General features: G+C 71.7%; 23 protein-coding genes and 1 pseudogene. 9 read left to right on the forward strand and 15 right to left on the reverse strand.

What is annotated here, in order from left to right:
- The first annotated feature begins 262 nt into the window (after positions 1-262).
- The 4 genes from ACFV6E_RS23750 to cseC are packed head-to-tail and all read left to right on the forward strand — an operon-like array spanning position 263 to position 3,599.
- On the forward strand, positions 263-814 hold the full coding sequence (locus ACFV6E_RS23750) for a SigE family RNA polymerase sigma factor (RefSeq protein WP_385177599.1): 552 nt from the start codon (positions 263-265) through the stop codon (positions 812-814).
- Positions 802-1,449, forward strand: a complete 648-nt coding sequence (locus tag ACFV6E_RS23755) for a hypothetical protein (protein WP_385464402.1) — start codon at positions 802-804, stop codon at positions 1,447-1,449. The genes ACFV6E_RS23750 and ACFV6E_RS23755 overlap by 13 nt, the downstream gene beginning before the upstream one ends.
- Positions 1,450-1,458: 9 nt before the next feature.
- Positions 1,459-2,166, forward strand: coding sequence for a two-component system response regulator CseB (gene cseB / locus ACFV6E_RS23760; RefSeq protein WP_385177601.1), 708 nt, complete (start codon positions 1,459-1,461; stop codon positions 2,164-2,166).
- A 17-nt stretch (positions 2,167-2,183) separates the two neighbouring features.
- The gene (gene cseC / locus ACFV6E_RS23765; protein WP_385464405.1) at positions 2,184-3,599 is read left to right on the forward strand and encodes a two-component system sensor histidine kinase CseC; all 1,416 of its coding nucleotides are present in this window, start codon (positions 2,184-2,186) and stop codon (positions 3,597-3,599) included.
- 174 nt (positions 3,600-3,773) lie between these two features.
- Here cseC and ACFV6E_RS23770 read toward each other — a convergent pair whose 3' ends face one another.
- Complete coding sequence (locus ACFV6E_RS23770) at positions 3,774-5,375, reverse strand: MDR family MFS transporter (RefSeq protein ID WP_385177480.1); 1,602 nt, start codon at positions 5,373-5,375, stop codon at positions 3,774-3,776.
- Positions 5,376-5,593: 218 nt separating this feature from the next.
- On the opposite strand from ACFV6E_RS23770, the gene ACFV6E_RS23775 reads away from it, so the two are divergent.
- Positions 5,594-6,190 carry a TetR/AcrR family transcriptional regulator gene (locus ACFV6E_RS23775; RefSeq protein ID WP_385177481.1) on the forward strand — a complete coding sequence of 199 codons (597 nt, stop codon included), beginning with the start codon at positions 5,594-5,596 and terminating at the stop codon, positions 6,188-6,190.
- Between the two features lie 19 nt (positions 6,191-6,209).
- Here ACFV6E_RS23775 and ACFV6E_RS23780 read toward each other — a convergent pair whose 3' ends face one another.
- Positions 6,210-6,881, reverse strand: a complete 672-nt coding sequence (locus tag ACFV6E_RS23780) for a M23 family metallopeptidase (RefSeq protein WP_385177482.1) — start codon at positions 6,879-6,881, stop codon at positions 6,210-6,212.
- Positions 6,882-7,257: 376 nt separating this feature from the next.
- Here ACFV6E_RS23780 and ACFV6E_RS23785 point away from each other — a divergent pair, with 376 nt between their 5' ends.
- On the forward strand, positions 7,258-10,383 hold the full coding sequence (locus tag ACFV6E_RS23785; RefSeq protein ID WP_385464408.1) for an NACHT domain-containing protein: 3,126 nt from the start codon (positions 7,258-7,260) through the stop codon (positions 10,381-10,383).
- A gap of 87 nt (positions 10,384-10,470) precedes the next feature.
- Here the strand turns inward: ACFV6E_RS23785 and ACFV6E_RS23790 are convergent, their stop codons facing one another.
- The gene (locus ACFV6E_RS23790) at positions 10,471-12,996 is read right to left on the reverse strand and encodes an ATP-dependent Clp protease ATP-binding subunit (RefSeq protein WP_385170246.1); all 2,526 of its coding nucleotides are present in this window, start codon (positions 12,994-12,996) and stop codon (positions 10,471-10,473) included.
- Between the two features lie 432 nt (positions 12,997-13,428).
- Between ACFV6E_RS23790 and ACFV6E_RS23795 the strand changes: the two genes are divergently transcribed.
- Entirely contained in the window at positions 13,429-14,031 is a 603-nt protein-coding gene (locus ACFV6E_RS23795; RefSeq protein WP_385464411.1) for an SCO3374 family protein, read from the forward strand.
- Here ACFV6E_RS23795 and ACFV6E_RS23800 read toward each other — a convergent pair.
- The 10 genes from ACFV6E_RS23800 to ACFV6E_RS23845 form a co-directional block, all read right to left on the reverse strand.
- Entirely contained in the window at positions 14,010-14,345 is a 336-nt protein-coding gene (locus ACFV6E_RS23800) for an Lsr2 family protein (RefSeq protein WP_385170252.1), read from the reverse strand. The genes ACFV6E_RS23795 and ACFV6E_RS23800 overlap by 22 nt on opposite strands.
- A gap of 225 nt (positions 14,346-14,570) precedes the next feature.
- Positions 14,571-15,104: an amino-acid N-acetyltransferase gene (locus ACFV6E_RS23805; protein ID WP_385170255.1), complete on the reverse strand. Its 534-nt coding sequence runs from the start codon at positions 15,102-15,104 to the stop codon at positions 14,571-14,573.
- A gap of 9 nt (positions 15,105-15,113) precedes the next feature.
- Positions 15,114-15,530, reverse strand: coding sequence for a BlaI/MecI/CopY family transcriptional regulator (locus ACFV6E_RS23810; RefSeq protein ID WP_385170330.1), 417 nt, complete (start codon positions 15,528-15,530; stop codon positions 15,114-15,116).
- A gap of 153 nt (positions 15,531-15,683) precedes the next feature.
- The gene (locus tag ACFV6E_RS23815; protein ID WP_385170258.1) at positions 15,684-15,839 is read right to left on the reverse strand and encodes a hypothetical protein; all 156 of its coding nucleotides are present in this window, start codon (positions 15,837-15,839) and stop codon (positions 15,684-15,686) included.
- 13 nt (positions 15,840-15,852) lie between these two features.
- Positions 15,853-16,509 (reverse strand): hypothetical protein, encoded by a 657-nt coding sequence (locus ACFV6E_RS23820; protein ID WP_385170333.1) that lies wholly within the window; start codon positions 16,507-16,509, stop codon positions 15,853-15,855.
- A 263-nt stretch (positions 16,510-16,772) separates the two neighbouring features.
- Positions 16,773-17,570: a type III pantothenate kinase gene (locus ACFV6E_RS23825; RefSeq protein WP_385170261.1), complete on the reverse strand. Its 798-nt coding sequence runs from the start codon at positions 17,568-17,570 to the stop codon at positions 16,773-16,775.
- Positions 17,571-17,575: 5 nt separating this feature from the next.
- Positions 17,576-18,568, reverse strand: coding sequence for a carboxylating nicotinate-nucleotide diphosphorylase (gene nadC, locus ACFV6E_RS23830; RefSeq protein ID WP_385170263.1), 993 nt, complete (start codon positions 18,566-18,568; stop codon positions 17,576-17,578).
- Positions 18,569-18,573: 5 nt separating this feature from the next.
- Positions 18,574-20,355 carry an L-aspartate oxidase gene (locus ACFV6E_RS23835; protein WP_385464414.1) on the reverse strand — a complete coding sequence of 594 codons (1,782 nt, stop codon included), beginning with the start codon at positions 20,353-20,355 and terminating at the stop codon, positions 18,574-18,576.
- Positions 20,352-21,371, reverse strand: coding sequence for a pantoate--beta-alanine ligase (panC, locus tag ACFV6E_RS23840; protein ID WP_385170269.1), 1,020 nt, complete (start codon positions 21,369-21,371; stop codon positions 20,352-20,354). The genes ACFV6E_RS23835 and panC overlap by 4 nt, the downstream gene beginning before the upstream one ends.
- Positions 21,368-22,300, reverse strand: coding sequence for a Rossmann-like and DUF2520 domain-containing protein (locus tag ACFV6E_RS23845; RefSeq protein ID WP_385464417.1), 933 nt, complete (start codon positions 22,298-22,300; stop codon positions 21,368-21,370). The genes panC and ACFV6E_RS23845 overlap by 4 nt, the downstream gene beginning before the upstream one ends.
- 194 nt (positions 22,301-22,494) lie before the next feature.
- On the opposite strand from ACFV6E_RS23845, the pseudogene ACFV6E_RS23850 reads away from it, so the two are divergent.
- A pseudogene (locus tag ACFV6E_RS23850) lies at positions 22,495-23,774 on the forward strand (threonine aldolase family protein).
- A gap of 187 nt (positions 23,775-23,961) precedes the next feature.
- Positions 23,962-25,107, forward strand: a complete 1,146-nt coding sequence (locus ACFV6E_RS23855; protein ID WP_385170279.1) for a DUF5937 family protein — start codon at positions 23,962-23,964, stop codon at positions 25,105-25,107.
- 224 nt (positions 25,108-25,331) lie between these two features.
- Here the strand turns inward: ACFV6E_RS23855 and ACFV6E_RS23860 are convergent, their stop codons facing one another.
- Both ACFV6E_RS23860 and ACFV6E_RS23865 read right to left on the reverse strand, forming a co-directional pair.
- Complete coding sequence (locus ACFV6E_RS23860) at positions 25,332-25,964, reverse strand: AAA family ATPase (protein WP_385464420.1); 633 nt, start codon at positions 25,962-25,964, stop codon at positions 25,332-25,334.
- Between the two features lie 60 nt (positions 25,965-26,024).
- Complete coding sequence (locus tag ACFV6E_RS23865; protein WP_385177877.1) at positions 26,025-26,699, reverse strand: response regulator; 675 nt, start codon at positions 26,697-26,699, stop codon at positions 26,025-26,027.
- Positions 26,700-26,754: the final 55 nt, after the last annotated feature.

Genomic DNA, 26,754 nt, shown 5'->3' on the forward strand with positions numbered 1-26,754 from the left:
AGCCGGGCAACAGCGGACGGCCGTCCCGCGGACAGACTCCCTGCCCCCAGAACGCCGCATACCCAGACGAACAACCGCCCTCCTTTACTCCCGGCCTACTTCCGTTACACAACCGACGGACAGCCGAGCGCTCGTCGCAGGCTGCCCCGCACAGCCCCGTGACAACGCCTCCGTAGCTTCAGTGCCGTACCGCGGAGACCGCGGCGCGCAGGCTACGGATCACCGGCGGCAGTCAGCCGGAACGGGGATGGAGGCGGTTGGAATGGCGCAGGCAGAGGTGCTCGAGTTCGAGGAGTACGTCCGCACCCGGCAGGACGCGCTGCTGCGCAGCGCCCGTCGGCTGGTCCCCGACCCGGTCGACGCCCAGGACCTGTTGCAGACGGCCCTCGTGCGGACGTACGGGCGGTGGGAGGGCATCGCGGACAAGCGGCTCGCCGACGCCTATCTGCGCCGCGTCATGATCAACACCCGGACCGAGTGGTGGCGGGCCCGCAAGCTCGAAGAGGTGCCCACCGAGCAGCTTCCGGACGCCTGCGTCGACGACGCCACGGAGCAGCACGCGGACCGCGCGCTGCTGATGGACATCATGAAAGTGCTCGCTCCGAAGCAGCGCAGTGTCGTGGTGCTGCGACACTGGGAGCAGATGTCCACGGAGGAGACGGCCGCGGCCCTCGGCATGTCGGCCGGCACGGTCAAGAGCACACTGCACCGGGCCCTGGCCCGGCTCCGCGAGGAGCTGGAGAGCCGGGACCGGGAGGAGCGCGGCGCCGCCGCGCTCGTGGCTGGTGAGGAGCGGGAGCGTTGCGCGGCCTAGGCACTGGGGCCATCGGGTTTCGCGGGGCCCTCAAGGCGGTGATCACGGCGCTGGCCGTGCTCGCCGCCGTCGGCCTTCTCCTCTCCGCGTGCGCCACCGGCGGCACGGGCGCCCGGGACGAGGGACCGGCCGGTTCCGACTCGGTCACCGGCACCACCGCGCCGTCCGGGTCGGCGACCAGAACGGCCGAGTCGGTGGACGCGATCCGGCTCGTCAAGAAGGACCCCGAGGTCTCGGCGGCGGTCAAGCGCGGCCTCAAGCCCTGCGTCAGCGACGAGTACCCGGTCGACGTCTCGTACGGGAACCTGACGGCGGGCGCCGCCGACGACATCGTGGTGAACGTGATGACCTGCGGCGACGCGGTGGGCGTCGGCTCGTACGTGTACCGGCGCGAGGGCGGCTCGTACAAGAACGTCTTCAACGCCGAGGAGCCGCCCGTCTACGCGGAGATCGACCGGGGCGACCTGGTCGTCACCCAGCAGCTCTACAAGAAGGGCGACCCGGTGTCGTACCCGTCCAGCGAGGAAGTGATCACCTACCGCTGGGCGGCGAACCGCTTCTCCGAGGTCGCGCGCACCCACAACGACTACAGCAAGGCGGTGGGCGGCGAATCGCCCACCCCGGCGCCGAACTGAGAGCAGAGGATGGCAGAGCAGACCCACGTCCTGTTCGTGGAGGACGACGACGTCATCCGCGAGGCCACCCAGCTCGCCCTGGAGCGCAACGGCTTCGCGGTCACGGCCATGCCCGACGGGCTCGCGGGCCTGGAGGCGTTCCGGGCGGACCGTCCCGACATCGCGCTGCTCGACGTCATGGTGCCGGGGCTCGACGGGGTGAGCCTGTGCCGCCGTATCCGCGACGAGTCGACCGTCCCGGTGATCATGCTCTCCGCGCGCGCCGACTCCATCGACGTGGTCCTCGGCCTGGAGGCGGGCGCGGACGACTACGTCACCAAGCCCTTCGACGGCGCTGTGCTGGTCGCACGGATCCGCGCGGTCCTGCGCCGCTTCGGGCACGCGAGCGGTCCCGCGGGCGGCGCGGGCCCGGAGGCGGACGACGACGGCGGCGGGGTGCTCTCCTTCGGTGACCTGGTGGTCGACACCGAGGGCATGGAGGTGCGCCGCGGCGACCGTCCGGTGGCGCTCACGCCCACCGAGATGCGGCTGCTGCTCGAGTTCTCGTCCGCGCCCGGCACGGTCCTGTCGCGCGACAAGCTCCTGGAGCGCGTGTGGGACTACGGCTGGGGCGGTGACACGCGGGTCGTCGACGTCCATGTGCAGCGGCTGCGTACGAAGATCGGCCAGGACCGTATCGAGACGGTCCGCGGCTTCGGCTACAAGTTGAAGGCCTGAGCAGGGGTATGCGGGGGATGCGCGGGACATGGCGACGCCTGGCGCCGGCGGCGACTGCGGGAAACGCGAGGACCGCGGCGAACGCGGCGAACGCGGCGAACGCGGCGAACGCGGGAAACGACAGGCGCACCCGGCTGCACACCGGGATCCGGTGGAAACTCAGCGCGGCGATCGCCTTCGTGGGGGCGCTGGTCGCCGTCGCGCTCAGCCTGGTCGTGCACAACGCGGCCCGGGTCTCGATGCTCGACAACTCGCGTGACCTGGCCGACGAGCGGATCCAGGTCGCCCAGCGCATGTACGAGTCCGGGCGCACCCAGGCGTTCGGGGTCAAGGTCGACGACCCGGGCATCCCCAGGGACCTGCTGGTCAAGGTGGCCCAGGGGCGGCGCGCCACCTACGTGTCCGAGAGCTCGCACGGGGCGCCGGACATCTGGGCCGCCGTACCGCTCAAGGACGGCAGGGTGCTCTCCCTGCACTCCGCCTTCACCGACCGCAGCGCCACCGTGATGAAGGATCTCGACCAGGCGCTGATCATCGGTTCCATCGCGGCCGTCTTCGGCGGCTGCGCCCTGGGCGTGCTCATCGGCGGCCAGCTCTCGCGCCGGCTGCGCAAGGCGGCGGCGGCCGCGACCCAGGTCGCCGAGGGCGACACCGACGTCCGGGTACGGGACGCCATAGGCGGGGTCGTCCGCGACGAGACCGACGACCTGGCGCGGGCGGTCGACGCGATGACCGACGCGCTCCAGCAGCGCATCGAGGCCGAGCGCCGGGTGACCGCCGACATCGCGCACGAGCTGCGGACTCCGGTGACCGGGCTGCTGACGGCGGCCGAGCTGCTGCCGCCGGGGCGCCCCACCGAGCTGGTCCGCGACCGCGCGCAGGCGATGCGCACGCTGGTCGAGGACGTCCTGGAGGTGGCGCGCCTCGACGGCGCGTCCGAGCGGGCGGAGCTCCAGGACATCCTGCTGGGCGAGTTCGTCTCCCGGCGGGTGGCGGCGAAGGACGCGGACATCGAGGTCCGGGTGGTTCACGAGTCCGAGGTGACCACGGACCCGCGCCGCCTGGAGCGCGTCCTGTTCAACCTGCTCGCCAACGCCGCCCGGCACGGCAAGCCGCCCATCGAGGTCACCGTCGAGGGCCGCGTCATCCGGGTACGCGACCACGGCCCCGGTTTCCCGGAGAAGCTGCTCCAGGAGGGCCCCAGCCGTTTCCGCACCGGCAGCACCGACCGCTCGGGCCACGGCCACGGCCTCGGCCTCACCATCGCCGCCGGCCAGGCCCGCGTCCTCGGCGCCCGCCTCACCTTCCGCAACGTCCGCCCCGCCGGCGCCCCGGAGAACGTCCCCGCCGAGGGCGCGGTGGCAGTCCTCTGGCTCCCGGAACACGCCCCGACGAACACGGGCAGCTACCCGATGCTGCCACCGGCCACCTAGCCCGTCCGGCGTTTGAGGACGAGGCCGTCCAGGCCGAAGGGGGGTCTGGGGGCACAGCCCCCAGGTACGGGACGGGAAGGGGCGGAGGGGGCGAAACCAGCAAAGGCCAAGGCCCCCGGGGCGGACACGCCGGGGGCCTTGAGCTGGAGGGACGGGCGGCAAGCCGACCGCAGGTCAGACGGTCTCCGCCACCGCCGAAGACGCCACCGCCCCGTCCCCGGCCGGCTTCCCCCCGTCGGCCGCGGCCGCAGGCCCCGCCCCCTTCAGCGGAACCTCCTTCACGAACACCGCCGCCACCAGCGCGACCACGGCCACCACCGACCCGAGCAGGAAGGCGGAGTGCGTCCCGGAGGACACCGCGTGCTGGTACGCCTCCCGCGCCACCGCCGGCAGCTTCGCCAGGCTCGCCGCGTCGAGCTGCGCGGACTGCTCGGTCACCTTGGACCCGATCGCCCCGGCCCGCTCGGCCATGACGTCCTGCACCCGGTGGTTGAAGAGCGCGCCCATGATCGCGACTCCGAAGGAGGAGCCGAGCGTACGGAACAGGGTGGTCGAGGAGGACGCGACACCCATGTCCTTCATCTCGACGCTGTTCTGCGCCACCAGCATGGTGACCTGCATCAGGCAGCCCATGCCCGCCCCGAGCACGGCCATGTAGAGGCCGGAGGTCAGCCGCGTCGTCTCCGTGTCCATCTGCGCGAGCAGGAACAGACCGGTGATCATCAGCGCGCTGCCGGCGAGCGGGAAGATCTTGTAGCGGCCGCTGTTGGTGGTGACCCGGCCCGCGACCATGGAGACGGCGAGCATCGCGCCGAGCATCGGCAGGAGCAGCAGTCCGGAGTTGGTGGCGGACGCGCCCTGCACGGACTGCTGGTACAGCGGCAGGAAGAGCACGGCGCCGAACATCACGAAGCCGGTGATGAAGCCGATGACGGACATCAGCGTGAAGTTGCGGCTGCGGAAGATGTGCAGCGGCATGATCGGCTCGGCCGCCTTGGTCTGCCAGAACAGGAAGCCGACGAGCGAGGCGACGCCGATGGCGATCAGTTCCATGATCCGGGCGGAGCCCCAGGCGTACTCGGTGCCGCCCCAGGTGGTGACCAGGACGATGGAGGAGATGCCGAGCGTGAGCAGCCCCGCGCCCAGGTAGTCGACGGTGCCCTTCTTGCGCTTCTTGGGCAGGTGCAGCACGGCGCTGACCGCGAGGAGGGCGACGATGCCGAGCGGCAGGTTGATGTAGAAGGACCAGCGCCAGCCCCAGTGGTCGGTGATGGTGCCGCCGACCAGCGGGCCGAGGATCATGGCGAAGGCCATCACGCCGGCCATCATACCCTGGTACTTGCCCCGCTCCCGGGGCGGGATCAGATCACCGATGATCGCCATGACGCCGACCATCAGACCGCCGGCGCCGAGGCCCTGGACGGCGCGGAAGCCGATGAGCTGCCCCATGTCCTGGGCCATGCCGCTGAGCGCGGACCCGATCAGGAAGATCACGATCGAGGTCATGAAGGCGCCCTTGCGCCCGTACATGTCGCCGAGCTTGCCCCAGATGGGCGTGGAGGCCGCGGTCGCGAGGGTGTACGCGGTGACGACCCAGGACAGGTGCTCCAGGCCGCCGAGCTCGCCGACGATCGTGGGCATCGCGGTGCCGACGATCATGTTGTCGAGCATCGCGAGCAGCATCGCGATCATGAGAGCCAGCAGCACGACCCGTACGCTGCGCGGCTGTTTGTCCTGTTCACCGGTCTGCGCGACCGCTTCCGTGGTGTCCGCCATCGTCCCCACTCCCCTGCTTCCCCTGTTTTCACGTACCGCCGGCTCCCGGCCGCTGGCGCGCGGCTCCCGGAGTCCCGGCACTTACTTGCCGACCGGCAAGTTGACTACACTCGGGACGGTAGCCCCGTAACTAGCCGGGCGTCAAGTAAGTTTCTACGGGGTGGGGTTTACTAGCCGGTCGACAGGTAAAATTTCCGGAAAGCGCACGGACCAGGAGAATGGGCGGCACCATGGACGGCACCAAGCGGCAGCGGCGCGGGGACACCCGCCAGCGCATCCAGGACGTGGCCCTCGAACTCTTCTCCGAGCAGGGCTACGAGAAGACCTCCCTGCGCGAGATCGCCGAGCATCTCGACGTCACGAAGGCCGCGCTGTACTACCACTTCAAGACCAAGGAAGAGATCCTCATCAGTCTCTTCGCGGATCTGACGAGGCCCCTGGACGAGCTGATCGACTGGGGCAAGCAGCAGCCGCACACCCTGCACACCAAGCAGGAGGTGCTGCGCCGCTACAGCGAGGCGCTGACCGGCGCGGCACCGCTCTTCCGCTTCATGCAGGAGAACCAGGCGACGGTGCGGGAGCTGAGCATCGGCGAGACCTTCAAACACCGCATGCTCAGCATGCTGGAGATCATCAAGGACCCGGAGGCGCCCCTCGCCGACCAGGTCCGCTGCATCAGCGCGCTCTTCACGATGCACGCGGGGATGTTCGTCCTCAAGGACGTCGAAGCCGACCCCGAGGACAAGCGCAAGGCCGTCCTCGAGGTCGCCGTCGATCTGGTGACGCAGGCGCACGGCGGCGCCCCGGCGTCGTAGACCCTGGGGTCCGGGTGCGTCAGACGGTGACGCCCTTGGACTTCAGGAACGCGACCGGGTCGATCGCGGAGCCGTAGTTCGGGGTCGTACGGATCTCGAAGTGCAGGTGCGGGCCGCTGGAGTTGCCGGTGGAGCCGGACAGGGCGATGTGCTGCCCGGTGGTGACGACCTGGCCGACCTTGACGTCGATCCGCGACAGGTGCGCGTACTGCGAGTACGTGCCGTTGGCGTGCTTGATGACGATGGCGTTGCCGTAGGCGGGGCCGTCACCGGCGCCGTTGCCACCGGCCTTCACGACGGTGCCGCCGTGGGCGGCTACGACCTCGGTGCCGGTCGGCACGGCGAAGTCCTGGCCGGAGTGCTTGTGGGCCCACATGCCGCCGGCCTGGTTGAAGGTGGCGGACAGGGTGTACTTCTTGACCGGGTCGACCCAGGAGGCGGCCTTCTTGGCGGCGCTCTCCTGCTTCGCCGCCGCGGCCTTCTTGGCGTCGGTGGCCGCCTTGGCCTGAGCGGCGGCCTGGCTCTTCACGGCACCGGCCGCGGTACCGGCAGTGGCGGTCGCGGGGACGGTGTCGGCGGCCGCGACCCCGGCGCCCAGTGCCACCGAGGCACCGAGACCGACGGCCAGAGCGGCCGCACGGGTACGGAGCCGGGACGGACGGGCGGAGGGGGACGTGACGCGCTTCGGCATGGAAACCTCTTCATGACGGGGACGGGACGTCCGCCCGGAGCGCAGGCGCCTCCCGAACGGACCATCCCTTGGTAACCGCCGTCTCCGCCGATCCCAAAACCCCCCATCTACGATCAAAGCTCGTACTTGAACGAAAAACATCAGACCTCTTGACAGGCCGCTCCGACCGGCGGTCACCCCGTTCACGGCGGCCCGGGACCCCCGGGCCGAAGGTCCCGGCCACCCCTCCGAACATGTCCACTATTCTGGTTAGTACCGGACATATCGCCTGTGCCGCATGTCACCGGCGAGCCCGCTCCCGGCCCCCTCGAATGTGATCTGGACCCCGTCCGGCACCGGCGGGCAGACTGGCCGGGACGTTCGAGGGGGGACTTGCGTGGAACCAGCAGTAGGCGTCCGATTGGCGTCCAGCGCGATCACGCCGCTGATCAGGAAACTGTTCGTGACCGAGGGGCCCGGCGCCGGACTCGTCCACAAGCCCGTACGCCTGAGCGGCTACATCTCCTTCCGGGGCGAGAAACGCACCCTGGACCGGAAGGACCTCTCCCGGCTCGTCGCCGAACTGGTCGCCCGGGCGCTGCGCGGCGGCGAGCGCCCGCTGGCCGCGGGCGAGGAGCACGCCGTCGCCGACGCCCTCACCCGCACCCTGTACGCGCTCGGCGACCTCGACATGAGCGACGTACAGGCCGTCCAGCTCGGCCACGCCGCCCTCGCCCTGGAACTGCGGGCGAAGAGCGGCAGTCCGGAGCGGCACCTGTCCTTCGACGCCACCCTGTTCTACGAGCGGCTGCTGGACACCGCCTGCCTGCACATCCTGCACTTCTTCACCCAGCGCTCCACGTTCGTCGGGGCCACGCTGGTCGAGCAGACCCGCAGGCAGGCCGAGCTCATCGCCAAGGTCGACGAGCTGATCGCCCGCACCCCGATGACCGGCGGCACGGACGCCCGGTTCGAGGAGCGCTACCTCGCCTACGTCGCCACCAAGCACAGCCACCTGACCATCTACGGCATCGACCTGGTCAACTCCCCCGAGCGCTGGCCGCTGGACGCCGCCTATCTGAGCCTCCAGGCGATCCGCCCGGCCGCCGACGAGGACGCGGGCCAGATCGTCGCGCCCTCCGCCGCGCTCCCCGCCGAGGAGGCGCTCGCCGATCACGACCTGGTGCTGCTGCGCGGGGTCGCGGGCTCCGGCAAGACGACGCTCGTGCAGTGGATCGCGGTGACCGCCGCCCGCGGCGAGCGCGGCGACCGCATCCCCTTCGTACTGCCGCTGCGCACCCTGGTCCGCCGCCCGGACGGGCTCCCCGCCCCCGACAGCCTGCTGGCCGCCGTCCGCGTCCCCTTCCACGCGGGCCAGCCGGACGGCTGGACGGACCGGGTGCTCACGGCGGGCCGCGGGCTGCTCCTGGTCGACGGCGTGGACGAGATCCCCGAGCGCGAGCGCGAACGCACCCGGCGCTGGCTGCGCGAGCTGATGGAGGTCTATCCCGGCAACCGCTGGCTGGTGACCTCCCGCCCCTCGGCCGTACGCGAGGACTGGCTGTCCGCCGACGGCTTCACCGAGCTGGCCCTCTCCCCGATGAGCCGCGGCGACGTCTCCGCCTTCATCCGCCGCTGGCACACCGCGGCCCGCCTCGGCGCACCCGGCACCGAACGCCTCGACGGCTACGAACGCTCCCTGCTCGACGCGGTCGCCACCAAGCCCGACCTCGGCCGCCTCGCCACCAACCCCCTGATGTGCGGCCTGATCTGCGCCCTGCACCGCGACCGGCGCGGCTACCTCCCGCACGGCAGGCAGGAGCTGTACGACGCGGCGCTGTCGATGCTGCTGTCCCGCCGGGACGAGGAGCGCGACATGTTCCGCCCGCGGAACGGCGAGGACGACGAGGACGGCATCCGGCTCACCGAACTTCCGCAGATCCAGCTGCTGCAACGGCTCGCCTACTGGCTGATCCGCAACAACCAGTCGGAGATGGACCGCGAACGGGCGGAACGGATCATCGCCGACATCCTGCCGTCCCTGCCGGCCGCGGCGGCCCAGGGCGACGCCCCCGCGATCCTGCGCCATCTGCTGGTCCGCAGCGGACTGCTCCGCGAACCGGCCCTGGGCACCGTCGAGTTCGTCCACCGCACCTTCCAGGACTACCTGGGCGCCAAGGCGGCGGTGGAGGACGGCGACTTCGGGCTGCTGGTGCGCAACGCCGTCGACAGCCAGTGGTCCGACGTGGTCCGCATGGCGGTGGCGCACGCCCGGCCCCGCGAGCGGGCCGACTTCCTGCGCGACCTCACCGAGTCGGCGGGCCGGGCCGACAGCGCCCAGAGCACCCGCGTACGGCTTCTCGCCCTGGCCGGTCTGGAACACGCGACGGAACTGGACCCCCGCGTACGCGCCCTGGTGGAGGAGAACGCGGGCACGCTGATCCCGCCCCGTACGCCCGAGGAGGCGCAGGTTCTGGCCTCGGCCGGCCCGCTCGTCCTTGAGCTGCTGCCGGGCCCGGAGGGACTGACCGAGGACGAGGCCAGGTCCGTCGTCGCCACCGCCTCCCTGATCGGCACCGACGCCGCCGTCCCCGTACTGGCCCGCTTCCGCGAGCATCCGGCCCTGTCGGTGCGCGCCCAGCTCACCTGGACCTGGCACCGGTTCGACACGGAGCGGTACGCGGCCGAGGTCATCGCGCATCTGAAGCCGGAGGGGCTGTACTTCACCGCGCACTCCGCCGCCCAGCTGTACGCCCTCCGGGAGCTGGGCGGGCGGCCCCGGGTACAGATCGTGGGCGACATCGACGAGGTCGATCTGCGCGCCGGGCTCCTTCCCGACCAGTTGCAGGAGCTCGTGATGGAGGGCAACCGCCTGGTGTCCGACCTGCGCTTCCTCTCGGACCAGGGGCGGCTCGCCCGTCTCGATGTCAGCGGCAGTCCGGACGTGGACGATCTCTCGCCGCTCGCCGGGCTGTCGTTGACCTGGCTGGCTCTGTTCAACCTGCCCGGCCTGGCGAGGCCGGGCGGGCTCGCCCCGCTCTCCGCCTCGGCGACTCTCGACTCTCTGCACCTCGGCATCCCATTGCACGGCGACTCCCTGGACGCGGCACTTCCCCAGGACCTGTCGCTGCGATATCTGCGCTTCACCAGGGACGCCCTGCTCATTACCGGGCTGCGCGGCCTGCACCGGCGGCACACGGTGAAGTCCCTGAATCTCACCACCCTGACGGAGAAGCTCACCGCCGACGACTTCTCGGAGATCACCCGGCTGCCGGCCCTGGACGAGCTGCGAATCAACTGGGAAGCGGTGGGATGGGCCGCGGCCCCCGTACTCCCGGACGTCACGCGGCTACGGCTCAACAAGTTCACCGGCGAAGAGGATCTGTCGCGGCTTCCCGAGCTGTTCCCCGGGCTGCGCGAGCTGACCTTCCACCTGGCCCCGGAGCTGCGAGAAGTACCGGACCACGCCTTGGAGCAGCTTCCGGTCGCGCCCGTCATCGACCGGACTTACAGCATGCTGTGAGCCCACGGACGAGCACATGGAAAACGGGGCTGCCCCGGGACTTGGAACCAAGTCCCGGGGCAGCCCCGGTGAAGCGAACCCCGCGGGCTACGCCTCCTTGCTCAGGTTCGGACCGGCACCGCCGGCCGCCTGCTCGATCGGCGGGACGTCGGGGAGGGCCGACTTCTCCTCACCCCGGAAGGTGAAGGTCTTGTTCTCGCCCTCGCCCTCGGTGTCCACGACCACGATGTGGCCGGGGCGCAGCTCGCCGAAGAGGATCTTCTCGGACAGGGTGTCCTCGACCTCGCGCTGGATCGTGCGACGCAGCGGACGCGCGCCCAGCACCGGGTCGTAACCCTTCTGCGCGAGCAGCTCCTTCGCGGACTGGGCGAGCTCGATGCCCATGTCCCGGTCCTTGAGGCGCTCGTCGACCTTGTCGATCATCAGGTCGACGATCTTGAGGATGTCCTCCTGGGACAGCTGCGGGAAGACGACGACGTCGTCCACACGGTTGAGGAACTCGGGGCGGAAGTGCTGCTTGAGCTCGTCCGAGACCTTGTTCTTCATCCGCTCGTAGTTGGACTTCGTGTCACCCTGCGCCGCGAAGCCCAGGTTGAAGCCCTTCGAGATGTCCCGCGTGCCGAGGTTGGTCGTCATGATGATGACCGTGTTCTTGAAGTCCACGACACGGCCCTGGGAGTCGGTCAGACGACCGTCCTCCAGGATCTGGAGCAGCGAGTTGAAGATGTCCGGGTGGGCCTTCTCCACCTCGTCGAAGAGGACGACGGAGAACGGCTTGCGGCGGACCTTCTCGGTCAGCTGCCCGCCCTCTTCGTAGCCCACGTAGCCGGGGGGCGAACCGAAGAGACGCGAGACCGTGTGCTTCTCGCTGAACTCCGACATGTCGAGGGAGATCAGCGCGTCCTCGTCGCCGAAGAGGAACTCGGCGAGCGCCTTGGACAGCTCCGTCTTACCGACACCGGACGGGCCCGCGAAGATGAACGAACCACCGGGGCGCTTGGGGTCCTTGAGCCCGGCGCGCGTACGGCGGATCGCCTTCGAGAGCGCCTTGACGGCGTCCTTCTGGCCGATGACCCGCTTGTGGAGCTCGTCCTCCATGCGCAGCAGCCGCGAGGACTCCTCCTCGGTCAGCTTGAAGACCGGGATGCCGGTGGCGGTCGCGAGGACCTCGGCGATCAGCTCGCCGTCGACCTCGGCGACGACGTCCATGTCGCCGGCCTTCCACTCCTTCTCCCGCTTGGCCTTCGCGGCGAGGAGCTGCTTCTCCTTGTCGCGCAGGGACGCGGCCTTCTCGAAGTCCTGCGAGTCGATCGCGGACTCCTTGTCACGGCGGACGCCGGCGATCTTCTCGTCGAACTCGCGGAGGTCCGGCGGCGCGGTCATCCGGCGGATGCGCATCCGGGAACCGGCCTCGTCGATCAGGTCGATCGCCTTGTCCGGCAGGAAGCGGTCCGAGATGTAGCGGTCCGCGAGCGTCGCGGCCTGCACCAGGGCCTCGTCCGTGATGGAGACGCGGTGGTGCGCCTCGTAACGGTCGCGCAGGCCCTTGAGGATCTCGATCGTGTGCGGCAGCGACGGCTCCGCGACCTGGATCGGCTGGAAGCGGCGCTCGAGAGCCGCGTCCTTCTCCAGGTGCTTGCGGTACTCGTCGAGCGTGGTCGCACCAATGGTCTGGAGCTCACCACGGGCCAGCATCGGCTTCAGGATGCTCGCGGCGTCGATGGCGCCCTCGGCGGCACCCGCACCGACCAGCGTGTGCAGCTCGTCGATGAACAGGATGATGTCGCCGCGGGTGCGGATCTCCTTGAGCACCTTCTTCAGGCGCTCCTCGAAGTCACCGCGGTAGCGGGAGCCGGCGACCAGCGCGCCGAGGTCGAGGGTGTAGAGGTGCTTGTCCTTGAGGGTCTCGGGCACCTCGCCCTTGACGATGGCCTGCGCCAGGCCCTCGACGACGGCCGTCTTGCCGACGCCGGGCTCGCCGATGAGGACCGGGTTGTTCTTGGTACGGCGGGACAGCACCTGCATGACCCGCTCGATCTCCTTCTCGCGCCCGATGACCGGGTCGAGCTTGGACTCGCGGGCCGCCTGCGTGAGGTTCCGGCCGAACTGGTCGAGGACCAGGGACGTCGAGGGCGTGCCCTCGGCAGGCCCGCCGGCGGTGGCGGTCTCCTTGCCCTGGTAGCCGGAGAGCAGCTGGATCACCTGCTGCCGCACCCGGTTGAGGTCTGCGCCCAGCTTGACCAGGACCTGGGCGGCGACGCCCTCGCCCTCGCGGATCAGGCCGAGCAGGATGTGCTCCGTGCCGATGTAGTTGTGGCCGAGCTGAAGGGCCTCGCGGAGCGACAGCTCCAGCACCTTCTTGGCACGGGGGGTGAAGGGAATGTGGCCGGACGGGGCCTGCTGGCCCTGGCCGATGATCTCCTCCACCTGCTGGCGGACCGCCTCGAGCGAAATCCCGAGGCTCTCCAGGGCCTTAGCGGCGACACCCTCACCCTCGTGGATCAGGCCCAGGAGGATGTGCTCGGTGCCGATGTAGTTGTGGTTGAGCATCCGGGCTTCTTCCTGAGCCAGGACGACAACCCGCCGCGCGCGGTCGGTGAACCTCTCGAACATCGTTAATCGCTCCTCAGAGCGGTCAGGCAGTGAGGGGACGCTCCCCTCGCTGTCCTTCCGCAGCTTAGTCCCGCAAGCGGGGACCGCTCATTCCAACTGCCGACACCCGTCGATGGCCTCCTGACCCCGAACGCCGACATACGCTCCAACCCGATGGTGCGAGACGATGTTCCCGCAGGCCAGGCACTTACCCTCACCACCACTACGCCGATGGCGAACGCGCGACCACCTCGCCTTGCGTGTCGCCCCCTCCCACTAGGGATGTCTTACCCGTACGCACTGACACTCCATGCCGCGCACCCCGGTTCCCTCCGCTACGGGCGAACACCCTTGCGCCTGCGGGCACCTCCGCACGCCCCCGGCTTCGGCACCCTGGGTATTCGTACGAGCACCCAGCGTAACTCCGGGGCTCCCGCGGCTGTTGCGCTTGGCATGGCTTCCGCAATCCCCTCGCCCCGCCGGCGGCCCGACGGTCACGGCCCCGCCGGACCCGTCGATCCGGTGCGGCGCTGGTACGAGGAGGGGCTCGGCTGGGTGACGGTGCCGGGTCCGCCGGTGCGGCTCGTCACGGGGGTGCGGTTCGACGTGCTCGACGTGCCCGCGGAGGCGGGGGTCGCGGCGCTGCGGCACCTGGGTCCGGCGTCTCCGGTGGCACTCAGGGGCGACCGGATGCGGCTGCTGGTGGCCGAGGGCAGCGCGGCGGAACTGCCGGGGCTGCTCGACTGGCTGGAGTGGGGAGCGCTCGCGCTCGACCTCACGGCGATCGGCGCGGGCGGGCGCACCGAGGCGCCGCTGCCGCCGGGCGCGGCCCGCGGTGAACCGCGGCCGGCCGGGCCGTTCGCTCCACAGGGGGCCGCCGTCTGGCTGCGGCCCCCCGAGCCGGGGTGCGAGGTGGAACCCTCGCTGCCGACACTGTCGGCCGTGGGGGGCGGTGGGGGCGCCCCCGATCTCGTACGACTGGTGGACACGGTGGCAACGCAGTGTCACCGTGTCCGGCTGCGGCGCGCGTGCGCTCAGCCGTTGGCCTTCTCGTAAGCCTCGCGGATGGACGCGGGAACGCGGCCACGGTCGTTGACCTCGTAACCGTTCTCCTTCGCCCAGGCGCGGATCTGCGCGGTGTCCTGGCTGCTGCCCGAAGCGGCACGCGCCTTTCCACGTCCGCCAGATGCACGGCCTCCGGTACGCCGACCGCCCTTGACGTAGGGCTCGAGAAGGCCACGGAGCTTGTCCGCATTGGAGGTCGTGAGATCGATCTCGTACGTCTTGCCGTCCAGCGCAAACGTCACGGTCTCGTCCGCCTCGCCGCCGTCGAGGTCGTCGACAAGAAGGACCTGAACCTTCTGTGCCACCGGATTTCCTTTCATCGATAACTTCAGGGCCGAGGGCCTGCGGCGTGCGCCGCTGTTTCGCGTCCCCTGTTATATGCAGTACTGCACTACGTCGGAAAGCAAACCGCTTTTGCTGGAAAAACACAAACCCCTGGCGGAGACTCACTGCCTACCGGGAGCCCGGAAACATGCGCGTTTCGGACATAGGGCACCCGGGCAGTGTCCCTCGTCGGAATAGGGCGGCGATCACAGATGCAGAAGCATCCGGCTGTTGCCCAAGGTGTTCGGTTTCACTCGTTCGAGACCCAGGAACTCGGCCACGCCCTCGTCATAGGAACGCAGTAGCTCGGCGTAGACATCCGTGTCAACCGGCGTCTCACCGATCTCGGTGAAGCCGTGCTTCGCGAAGAAGTCGACTTCGAAGGTGAGACAGAAAACCCGGCGAACGCCGAGCCAGCGTGCGGTCTGAAGCAACTTCTCCAGCAACTGGTGGCCGACGCCCGCGCCCCTGACCGTGGGGTTCACCGCCAGCGTGCGTACTTCGGCGAGGTCTTCCCACATCACGTGCAGGGCTCCGCAGCCGACCACCTCGGCGTTGTCGTCGCGTTCCGCGACCCAGAACTCCTGGATGTCCTCGTAAAGCGTGACCGTCGCTTTGTCCAGCAGGATGCGGCGCTGCACGTAGGAGTCGAGGAGGCGGCGCACGGCGGGGACATCGCTGGTCCTGGCCCGGCGGACGGTGAGGGCTTTTGCGGTGGCTTCGGGATGCTCTGCTGGCATGGGCGGACGCTATCGCCTGGTGCCGTCCTGAGGTGCGGCGGGGTTCTCCTCGGCGGGGCCGGGGGTTTCGACGGGCGTTTCGACAGACGTTTCGGCCGTTTCCGGTCCCTGGACGATGCGGACGGCGTCACTGAGCGCGCGGCGCTGTTCCTCGCTCATCATGCCGAAGAAGGCGACGAGTGCGGCTGCCGGGTTGTCACTCTGGGACCAGGCGTCGTTCATCAGCGCGGCCGCGTAGGCAGCGCGTGTGGAGACTGCTTCATATCGATAGGCCCGGCCTTCCGCTTCGCGGCGCACCCAGCCCTTCTGATGGAGATTGTCCAAAACGGTCATCACCGTGGTGTACGCGATGGACCGTTCCTGCTGAAGGTCTTCCAGGACTTCCCGAACAGTCACCGGGCGGTTCCACTTCCACACCCGCGTCATGACCGCGTCTTCGAGTTCTCCCAATGGGCGAGGCACAGCTCAGAACAATAGTGGAAAAAGGGCAACAAAAAGGGCGTACGACTCGATGGTCCTACGAGTCGTACGCCGATGTGGGTGCGGAGGGGGCGCTACGCGGGGGTGCGGGTGCTCGGGTCAGGCGGTGTCGCGGCGCTTCGCGAGGGCCGCGTCCACCGCGGCGTCCTCCTTGGCCTTGTTCTCTCCGCCCTGGGACTTCACGATCGTCACGATCAGTCCGACGAAGAACACGGCCATCACGACCGGGGGCACGAGCGCGGCGACATAGTCCATGTCTCCAGGGTAGCTAGCCCGCCGCCAGCCGTTGCTGCGGGCTGGCCGGCGGGGGGCCCGGCTTGCGCTTGGGCGGGAAGACCTCCCCGGGTGTGGGGATGGGGCGGGCCGGGCGCGGCGTCTTCACCGGGCCCGGCGGTTCCGGTCGCGCGGGGCGCTTCCCGGGGTTCTCCGCGGGCTTCTCGGACGCCGTACGGGCGCCCGGGAGGCGGTCGCACACCGGGCGGTCGGCGGCGAGTCCGCCGGGGAGGGCGAGCAGGCGGGTGCGGGAGGCCGGGACGGTGGGCCGGGCGCCGGCCGCGTCCGCGAGGCGGGCTCGTACGTCGCGTTCGGCCAGGGCGCGGCAGCGGTCGAGGAGCGCGGCGGCGGCCGGGGTGCCGCGCAGGGCGCGCAGGGCGGCGAGGTCGTCGGGGCAGGGTTTGTATCCGCTGCCGAGCGCGTCGTCCAGGAGCCGGAGGTAGCCGGTGGCGGTGCCGGGGAGGGCGGCCCGGTAGCGGGCCAGGTCGGCCAGCAGGAAGGCCCGGAGCCTGGCGCCCTCGCGGGCCGCCTCGTCGACGGCCTCGGCGAGGCGGAGGCAGTCCTGGACGTCCTCGGCCGAGACGGGGCTGGGATGGAGGGCACGGCCTAGAGCGCGGCGGAGCACACGCAGCTCCTCCGGGCCGAACGCCATGCCACCGCGGGATCCATAGGGCGTGGGCATGCGGTGACGATACGCGCTAATCAGACAAAATTCGGCATATCGGATTGCTGTGGCGTGCCTGGCCCACTCGCCTGGCCGTCAGGCCCGTGGGGGCGCCGGCTCCGGTGGGGGGTCGGGGCCGGGCCGGTACACGTACCGGCCCGGCCCCTTCCCTTTCGTGTGCGGCTGCGGGTGCGCGGTGCCTGCGGCCGACAGACAGGGGCGGTCGTCTGCTGTGGGTGCGTCGGGAGCGCCTACGTGCGTGAGACGTTTCGTTCGTAGACCAGGCGGAGGCCGATCAGGGTGAGCCACGGTTCGTGTTCGTCGATCACCGAGGATTCGCCCAGGACCATGGGGGCCAGGCCGCCCGTCGCGATGACGGTCACGTCGTCCGGGTCGTCGGCCAGTTCGCGCGCCATGCGCTCCACTACGCCGTCGACCTGGCCCGCGAAGCCGTAGACGATGCCGGACTGCATGGCCTCCACGGTGTTCTTGCCGATGACCGCGCGGGGCCTCGCCACCTCGATCTTGCGCAGCTGGGCGCCCTTGACGCCGAGCGCGTCGACCGAGATCTCGATCCCGGGGGCGATGACTCCGCCGACGTACTCCCCGCGCGCGCTGACCGCGTCGAACGTCGTCGCCGTGCCGAAGTCGACGACGATCGCCGGGCCGCCGTAGAGCTCGACGGCGGCGACCGAGTTGATGATGCGATCCGCGCCGACCTCCTTGGGGTTGTCGGTGAGGATCGGTACGCCCGTCTTGACGCCGGGTTCCACGAGGACGGCGGGTACGTCGCCGTAGTAGCGGCGGGTCACCTCGCGCAGCTCGTGCAGGACCGAGGGGACGGTCGCGCAGATGGCGATGCCGTCGATGCCGTCGCCCAGTTCGTCGCCGAGGAGCGGGTGCATGCCCATCAGGCCCTGGAGGAGCACGGCCAGCTCGTCGGCGGTGCGGCGGGCGTCCGTGGAGATGCGCCAGTGCTCGACGATCTCCTCACCGTCGAAGAGGCCCAGGACGGTGTGCGTGTTGCCGACGTCGATGGTGAGCAGCATCTTCCCTACTCCGCCTCGTCCGTCGGTGCCTCGCGCAGGTCCAGGCCGATGTCCAGGATCGGGGCCGAGTGCGTCAGGGCGCCCACCGCCAGGTAGTCGACGCCCGTCTTCGCGTACGCCTGCGCGTTGTCCAGGGTCAGGCGGCCCGACGCCTCCAGGAGGGCGCGGCCCGCGACCAGCGCCACCGCCTCCTCGCACTCGGCGGGCGTGAAGTTGTCCAGCAGGATCAGGTCGGCGCCCGCGTCCACCACCTCGCGGAGCTGGTGCAGGGTGTCGACCTCGACCTCGATCGGCAGCTCCGGGAAGGTCTCGCGGACGGCCCGGAAGGCTTCGGCGACGCCGCCTGCGGCGACCACGTGGTTGTCCTTGACCAGGGCGGCGTCCGAGAGGGACATGCGGTGGTTGACGCCGCCGCCCATGCGCACCGCGAACTTCTCCAGGGAGCGCAGTCCGGGCGTCGTCTTGCGGGTGTCGCGGACGCGGGCGCCGGTGCCCTCCAGGGCGTCCGCCCACGCGCGCGTGGCGGTCGCCACGCCGGAGAGCCGGCACAGGATGTTGAGCGCGCTGCGCTCGGCGGTCAGCAGGTCGCGGGTGCGGGTGGTGACGCTGAGCAGCTTCTGCCCGGCCTCGACGCGGTCGCCGTCCTCGACGTGCCGCTCCACCTCGAACTCGTCGGTGCTGACCACCGACAGGACCGCCTCGGCGACCCGCAGGCCCGCCACGACGCCCGCCTCGCGGGCCGTGAAGTCACCGGTGGAGACGGCGTCCTCGGGGATGGTCGCCACGGTCGTCACGTCCACGCCGTGGTCGAGGTCCTCCTCGACGGCCAGGTGCGCGACGTCCTCGACCTCCACGGGGTCGAGCCCGGCGTCGGCGAGGAGCTCGGCGAGCGCGGGGTCGAGTCCGCACTCCAGGTACTCCTCCTCCGCGTCGGCGCCGCAGCCGCAGCCGTCGCCGCAGCCGCCGCTCTGGACGAGGGGAAGGTCGGGGGTGCTCACTTCTGTCACTGCTCCTGAAGACGGTGCGCCGGCTGGACGGTGGTGGTCCCCCGGGGACGGGGGACGGTCGGAGGGAAGTCTGCTGTGTCGGTGGTGTGCACGGCGAGCGTCCGGTCGGGATTCAGCCGTACGACGATGTGGCGCCGCCAGTCGGTGTCGTCCCGCTCCGCCCGGTCCTCGCGCCAGTGGCAGCCGCGGGTCTCCTCTCGCAGCCGGGCGGCGGCGACCAGGACGCGGGACACGCACAGGAGGTTGGTGGCCTCCCAGGCGTCGACGCCGGGCTCGGCCGTCTTGCCGTTCTCGGCGAGGGCGTCCCGGGCGTCCTCGTGCAGCCGCTGGAGGCGGTCGGCGGCGGTGGCCAGGGAGTCGGCGGAGCGCAGCACGCCCGCGCCCCGCGTCATGATCCGCTGGATTGCGAACCGGGTCTCCGGGGCGAGCAGCGGGTGCGCGGGCCGCTCCGGCTGCGGGACGGCTTGCGGCACGCGCGCGTGGAGCCGGCCCGCAGCCCGGAGGGCGGCGAGGTCGGCGGCGATGCGCTCGGCGTAGACCAGGCCCTCCAGGAGGGAGTTGGAGGCGAGCCGGTTGGCGCCGTGGACGCCGGTGCAGGCGACCTCGCCGCACGCGTACAGGCCGGGCACGGTGGTCCGGCCGTGCCGGTCGGTGCGGACGCCGCCGGAGGCGTGGTGGGCGGCCGGGGCGACCGGTACGGGTTCGGTGACCGGGTCGATGCCGTGGGCGCGGCAGGCGGCCAGGATCGTCGGGAAGCGGCGCTCCCACATGTCGGCGCCGAAGTGCCGGGCGTCGAGGAACATGTGCTCGGCGTCCAGCTCCTGCATCCGGCGCAGGATGCCCTTGGCGACGATGTCCCGGGGGGCCAGCTCGGCGAGTTCGTGCTGTCCCGTCATGAAGCGCACGCCGTCCGCGTCGACCAGGTGGGCGCCCTCGCCGCGGACCGCCTCGGACACCAGCGGCTGCTGGCCCTCCGCGTCGGCGCCGAGGAAGAGCACGGTCGGGTGGAACTGCACGAACTCCAGGTCGCTGACCTCGGCGCCCGCGCGCAGGGCGAGGGCCACGCCGTCGCCCGTGGACACGGCGGGGTTGGTGGTGGCCGAGTAGACCTGGCCCATGCCGCCGGTGGCGAGGACCACGGCGGGCGCGTGCACGGCGCCGACGCCGTCGTGCTGGCCCTCGCCCATGACGTGCAGGGTCACGCCCGCGGTGTGTCCTTCGGCGTCCGTCAGCAGGTCCAGGACGAGCGCGTTCTCGACCGTACGGAGCCCGCGCGCGCGGACCGCCTCGACCAGGGCGCGGGAGATCTCGGCGCCGGTCGCGTCGCCGCCCGCGTGCGCGATGCGCCGACGGTGGTGGCCGCCCTCGCGGGTGAGGGCCAGGGCGCCTTCGGCGGACTCGTCGAAGTGCGCGCCGGTCGCCATCAGGCGGCGCACGGCGTCGGGTCCCTCGGTGACGAGGGTGCGCACGGCCGGCTCGTCGCACAGGCCCGCGCCCGCCACCAGGGTGTCGTCCAGGTGCTGTTCGGGGGTGTCGCCCTCGCCGAGCGCGGCGGCGACGCCGCCCTGGGCCCAGCGGGTGGAGCCGTCGTCGAGGCACGCCTTGGTGACGACGACGGTGCGCAGCCCGGCGGCCTCGCAGCGCAGGGCCGTGGTGAGTCCCGCGACGCCGGAGCCGACCACCACGACGTCGGCCTCGATGGACCAGCCCGGAGCGGGCGCGTGCAGTCGTATGGCAGTGGCGGTGCCAGTGCCGGTTTCAGTGCCTGTGCCGGTCACGGGGCGGCTCCGAAGGTCAGGGGGATGTTGTCGATCAGCCGGGTCGCGCCGACCCGGGCGGCGACGGCGAGGACCGCCTCGCCGGTGAAGTCGTCCGCGACCTCGGTGAAGTCCGCCGGGTCGACCAGGGCCACGTAGTCCAGAACCAGCGGCGGCTGGAGCCGGGAGGCGTCGTCCAGGACGAACGCGGCGGCGGCGCGGACGGCGGCCGGGCCCGAGGTCCCCTCGGGGGCGGCCTTGGCGACGGCGTGCGCGTCTGCCGCGGCCCGGGACTCGCCTATCGCGCTGAGGGCTTCCGCGCGCGCGTGCGAGGCGGGTACCTCACGGGCCCGCGCGCGCAGGGCCTCCTGCGCGGCGTGCCGGTCGCGGCCCGCGAACAGGGCCCGGGACAGCGCGAGCGCCGTGCGGCGCTCCTCGCGCGACAGGTAGCGGTTGCGGCTGGACAGGGCGAGCCCGTCCGGCTCGCGCACGGTGGGTACGGCGACGATGCCCACCCCGAAGTTCAGATCGCGCACCATGCGGCGGATCAGCGCGAGCTGCTGGGCGTCCTTCTGCCCGTACAGCGCCACGTCGGGGCGGGTGAGGTGCAGCAGCTTGGCGACGACCGTGAGCATGCCGTCGAAGTGCCCGGGCCGGTGCGCGCCCTCCAGTCGCTCCCCCATGGGGCCCGCGGCGATACGGACCTGGGGTTCGCCGCCGGGGTACACCTCGTCCACGGACGGGGCGAAGACGACGTCCGCGCCCGACTCCTCCGCGATCTTCAGATCGGCCTCCAGGGTGCGCGGATAGCGGTCGAGGTCCTCGCCGGCGCCGAACTGGAGCGGGTTCACGAAGACCGTGACGACCACTTCGCCGCCGGTCCCCGCGAGCTCGCGGGCGGCGCGGACCAGCGTGGCGTGGCCCTCGTGGAGGGCGCCCATCGTCATGACGACGGCGCGGCGGCCGGTGCGTACGCGCGCGTGGAGCTCGGCCGCGGTGCGCACGAGGGTCGTGGCCGTGGGGCGTCCGGCGGTCATCGGCCGCTCCCCTCGCCGGGCGGGGTCGCTCCGTCGGCGAGCACCCCGAGGAGGTCCTCGGCGAGCTCCGGCTTGAGCAGGCCGTGCGCGAGCGCGCGGTCGGCGGTGGCGCGGGCCATCGCCAGGTAGCCGGCGACGGCGCCCGGGGCGTGCCGGTGCAACTCGGCGACGTGCGCGGCGACCGTACCCGCGTCGCCGCGCGCGACCGGTCCGGTGAGGGCCGCGTCGCCCGACCTGAGCGCGTTGTCCAGGGCGGCGCCGAGGAGCGGGCCGAGCATCCGGTCGGGGGCCGCCACGCCCGCCGCGCGCAGCAGGTCCATGGCCTGGGCGACCAGGGTGACCAGGTGGTTCGCGCCGAGGGCGAGGGCCGCGTGGTACAGCGGGCGGTTCTCCTCGGCGATCCACTCGGGCTCGCCGCCCATCTCGATGACCAGGGCCTCGGCGGCCAGCCGCAGCTCCTCGGGGGCGGTGACGCCGAAGGAGCAGCCGGCCAGCCGCTGCACGTCCACGGGGGTGCCGGTGAAGGTCATCGCCGGGTGCAGGGCGAGCGGCAGCGCGCCCGCCCGCAGCGCGGGGTCGAGCACGCTCGTGCCGTACCGCCCGGAGGTGTGCACCAGGAGCTGGCCCGGCCGGACGGCGCCGGTCTCGGCCAGGCCCTCCACCAGGCCGGGCAGGGCGTCGTCCGGGACGGTCAGCAGGACCAGGTCGGCGCGCTGCATCACCTGCTCCGGGGAGAGCAGCGGCACGTCGGGCAGCAGCTGCGCGGCCCGTCGCCGCGAGGCGTCGGAGACCCCGGAGACGGCCACCGGGCGGTGTCCGGCCAATTGCAGGGAGGCGGCCAGCGCGGGGCCGACACGGCCGGCGCCGACGACGCCGACGGTGAGCCGCGCGGGGCGGTCCTTGGGGTCTGGCTGTTGGAATGTACTCACTCGACGGCGGCCTTCCCGTTCCAGTCCGCTCGGGGTACCGGACGATGTACCGGACGATTTCTCGTCATGTTAACGCGATCGGTTGCAGGGGCGGCCGGTTGTCCACAGGCTGTGGGTTTCCGCGTTCTTTTCGGGCTCCCCGGCGTGCGGAAATGCGGATGCCTGTGCGACACGGCACACGGGATGATTCAGGGATGAGCGATACGCAGGGCGAGACGCCGCGGGGCGATACGCGGAGATGGACGGAGACCGGGGAGGCGGACCGGGAGACGACCGGTGCGGGCGGAGGGGATGGAGGGGGCGCTGGAGAGGCGGGGAAGTCCGCGGCGGTGCGGCGGCGTGAGCGCCGTGGCGCGGCCGTCCGCGGTGCCCGCCGCGTCCTGGCACGCCCCGGGCACCGGGCCACCCTCCGCCGGCGCCTCGCGCTCCTGGACGGCGCGGCCTGGACCAGCCCGTGGACGTCTACGGCAACGGGGTGGTCGAGGCCCTGGAGGAGCGGGTCGCCGGGCTGCTCGGCACGGAGGCCGCCGCCTTCTTCCCCACCGGCACGATGGCCCAGCAGGTGGCCCTGCGCTGCTGGGCGGCCCGTACCGGGAACCGCACCGTCGCCCTGCACGCGATCAGCCACCCCGAGGTGCACGAGCGGGACGCGTTCGGCACGGTCAGCGGGTTGCGCACGGTCCGCGTGACGGGCGAGCCCCGGCTGCCCACGGCCGAGGAGGTGCGCGACTTCGAGGAGCCCTTCGGGGCGCTGATGCTGGAACTGCCCCTCAGGGACGCCGGTTTCGTCCTGCCGTCCTGGGACGAGCTCACCGCGGTCGTCGCCGCGGCCCGGGAGCGCGACGCGGTGGTCCACTTCGACGGGGCCCGCCTTTGGGAGTGCGCGCCGCACTTCGGGCGTCCCCTGGACGAGATCGCGGGCCTGGCGGACAGCGTCTACGTCTCGTTCTACAAGTCGCTCGACGGGTTCGGCGGCGCCGCACTCGCCGGCCCCAGGACCCTCGTCGACGAGGCGAAGACCTGGCGGCACCGGTACGGCGGCATGATCATCAGCCAGTTCCCCACGGTGCTGTCGGCGCTCGCGGGACTGGAGCGGGAGCTGCCCCGGCTGCCGGAGTACGTGGCCCACGCGCGCGTGGTCGCCACCGCCCTGCGCGAGGGGTTCGCGGCGGCCGGTCTGCCGTGGGCGCGCGTCCACCCCGCCGAGCCGCACACCCACGAGTTCCAGGTCTGGCTGCCGTACGACTGCGGGGTGCTGGAGGAGGCGGCGCTGCGGCAGGCCGAGGAGACCGGGGTCCTGCTCTTCGCCGACGCCTGGCACCGCGGCGGCCCCGGGCTGGCGTTCACCGAGATCTCGGTACGGTCGCACGGCCTCGAATGGACCGCGGACGACGTCGGGCGGGCGGTCGCCGACTTCGTGGAGCGAGTACGAGCGCTGGACGGCGAACCGGACGGCGGGCGCGGAGCCTGCTGAGCGCTTCCCGCGGCCGGCCTCGGCCCGGATCCGGGTACGTGGCCGGGACTGCGCCCGGCCCGGGGCCGCCGCTCCCGGCCCGGGGCCGCTGTCGCCCCGTTCGACACCGGGTGCCGCCCGACGGCCCGTTTGACGCCCGGCGTCAATCGGCGGCCGGGTTGTCAGTGGCGGAGTGCACCATGAGGGCATGAGCGTGCGCATCGACATCAGCGGACTGCGGCAGGGGGGACACCTGCCGGGGCGGACCGAGCCGAGGGCCTGGGCCGGCATCTCCGTCGTGCCGTCGCCGCTGGCCGAGCTGGGGATGGCCCTGCACGCGCTCGCCGAGCCCGGACACCACCCGGGACTCCAGGGCTGGACGACCACGGTCGCCGCGGGACTCGACACGCATCTCGCGGACCGGATGTGCGAGGCCGACTTCCTGTGGCGTACGACGTTCTCGGACCTGTTCCTGCCCGCCGCGGGGATCCCGGGCGGGCGCACGCTGCCGGGCGCGACGCTCGCCGAGGACCTGGACCTGCTGGACCGGCTCTCGGACGAGCAGTTCGTCGACGCCGCCCTGGAGTTCACCTGCGCGTCGGCGTACGACTCGCCGGGGCCCGGCACGCTGGCCGACCCCGTCGTCCGCGCGCGTGCCCTGGACCTCGCGGCCTCGCGGGGCCCCAGGCAGGCGCGGTTCGCCCGGCGGCTGCTCGACGACCCGCCGAGCGTCCGGACCTGGATGCGGCAGTTCCTGCGCGACTGCGACGAGGCGTTCTTCGCCGACACCTGGTCCCGGCTGCGCCATCAGCTCGCCGCGGACGCCCGCCACAAGACCGACCTGCTGCGGCTCAAGGGCCCGGCCGAGGCGCTGCCCTCGGTGTCCCCCGCCCTGACGCTGGACGAGGCGGCCGGCCGGATCGTCGTGGACAAGCTCTCCGACGGCTTCACGACCACGGCGGACGGCGGCCTGCTGCTCGTGCCGACCAGTCTCGGCTGGCCCCACTTGCAGGTGCTGCACCGGTACGCGTGGCAGCCGGTGCTGCACTACCCGGTCGGCTCCCCCGAGCTCGCCGCCCCGCCCTCCGTGGAGCAGCTCACCCTGCGGATGACCGCGCTCTCCCACCCGGTCCGCATGCGGATCTGCCGCCATCTGGCCCGCAGCGCCTACACCACGGGCGAGCTGGCGCAGGTGCACGGCATGTCGGCCCCCGAGATATCGCGGCACCTGAGCCTGCTGAAGAAGGCGGGCCTGATCACCACCCGCCGCCGCGGCCGGTACGTGCTGCACCAGTTGGACGTGACGGTCGTGGCCCGGCTGGGCAGCGACTTCCTGGAGGGCATACTCCGCTAGGGCGTGTTGCGAAAGTCCCGTCGTTCGCCCGAAGGGCGGGCCGCGCGGCGTCAGGTGCGTGCTCTCGGCGTGCCGGGCGGAAGCCCTCGTACTGGACGTACTTGGGCTTTCGCCCGGTGCGGCGAGAGGGCGTGCATGGCGTCGCGCGGCAGGCGGAACTTTCGCAACACGCCCTAGGGGCGGCGGGACGCCGGAGGCCGGCTACGGGGCCCGGACGCGCCCTCTCAGTCGAACCGGATGTGCTTCGCGCCCGTCCACGCCCGGCGCACGCGGCCCCGCAGCGCGCCGTCCCGGTTGGGGGCGAGCGTCAGCCCGGCCAGCACGGCGATCCGGTCGGCGGTCCTGGCGACCGTCGTGTGGTCGGTCCACAGATGCTCGGCGAACTCCGGCTCGCGCAACCGCTCCAGGCAGTGATCGAGTTGTCGCACGGCCCAGCTCTCCCGGTGCGGCGGGGCGTCCTTGCCCACGACGTACTTCAGCAGCCGGTTGATGCCGCGCTCGCGCAGCCGCTTCAGTACGGTCTCGCGCTCGGCGAGCAGTGCGAAGTGCCGTACGTCGTGGCCGAGTTCACGGAGCCGGCCGACCGTCTCCGCGAAGTAGCGGGGATCCGTGACCGTCATCGGGGCGATCACCACGCCGTCGTGCTTGGTGAGGGCGAGATCGAGCACCTCCACCACGCCCTGCCGCCAGGACACCAAGTCCTGGAAGTCGCCGCGCAGTTCGGGCGGCAGCATGCGACGCAGACCGAAGCCGGCGTGTTCCGGGTCGCAGATGACCGAGCCGGACAGCCGTCGCTGTATCTCGTGTGCGGTCTGTGTCTTGCCGCCCCCGAAGGGGCCGTTGATCCACAGGAGCATGCGCAGACCCTAGTGGCCCCCGGTCACGCGCCGGTCACGCCGGGCCGTACGCCGGCCCTGTCAGCCGCGCCCGCCCGCCCGTACCAGCCCCGTCTCGTACGCGAGCACGACCACCTGCACCCGGTCGCGCAGTTCCAGCTTGGTCAGGATGCGGCCCACGTGGGTCTTCACGGTCGCCTCCGACAGCACGAGGCGGGCGGCGATCTCGCCGTTGGACAGCCCCTGCGCGATGAGCACCATGACCTCGCGTTCGCGGTCGGTGAGCCGCTGGAGCTCCTTGTGCCGGGGCTCCTGGCCGCTCGCGTTGGGCAGCATAGGCGCGAACCGGTCGAGCAGGCGCCGGGTGGTGGAGGGCGCGACCACGGCGTCACCGCTGTGCACGGAGCGGATCGCGGTCAGCAGCTCGCCCGGCGGCACGTCCTTGAGCATGAAGCCGGAGGCACCCGCCTTCAGCCCGGAGAAGGCGTACTCGTCGAGGTCGAAGGTGGTGAGGATCAGCACCTTCGGCGGCTCGGGCTCGGAGCAGATCCGGCGGGTCGTCTCCACGCCGTCCAGCTTCGGCATGCGGACGTCCATCAGCACCACGTCGACCGCGGTGGCGCGCAGGATTTGCAGGGCCTCGACGCCGTCGCCCGCCTCGGCCACGACCTCCATGTCCGGCTGGGCGTCGAGCACCATCCGGAAACCGGTGCGCAGCAGCACCTGGTCGTCGACGAGCATCACGCGGATCGCCATCGGGTTCCCTTCTCCTTCTCCGAATTTGAGCGTTTCCCGGGCGCTTCCGCGCACG

The organism is Streptomyces sp. NPDC059785, from assembly GCF_042732375.1.
GTDB lineage: Bacteria > Actinomycetota > Actinomycetes > Streptomycetales > Streptomycetaceae > Streptomyces.